The 307-nt window shown below is 41.4% G+C and carries 1 protein-coding gene; it reads left to right on the top strand.

Annotated elements, in window-relative coordinates; translation table 11 throughout:
* On the top strand, window positions 1-307 hold a 307-nt coding region (locus ACFIO5_RS12295), incomplete at both ends, for an AAA-type ATPase lid domain-containing protein (protein WP_375705558.1).

The following is a 307-nucleotide window of genomic DNA, read 5'->3' as shown; positions in this document are numbered from 1 at the left end:
TCATTTCCTCAACAGCACAAAATCTTGAAAATCTCATTTCTGATGGTCGTTTTAGAGAAGATCTTTTTCACCGTCTTTCGGTTGTTCCTATTGCTGTTCCACCGCTTTCAGCACGTCGTGAAGACATTCCAGAACTTGTCCGCCATTTTGTTAAAACAATATCACAGCAAGTTGGTATTAAACCGCGTGAAATTAGTGATGATGTAATGGCTATTTTGCAAACGCATGCTTGGCCGGGTAATGTACGGCAGCTACGCAACAATATTGAGCGTCTTCTCATTCTTGTACGTGATGGTGATGATCCAAT

This window comes from Bartonella sp. AA86SXKL (assembly GCF_042196885.1).
This window is presented reverse-complemented; position numbering and strand designations above follow the sequence as displayed.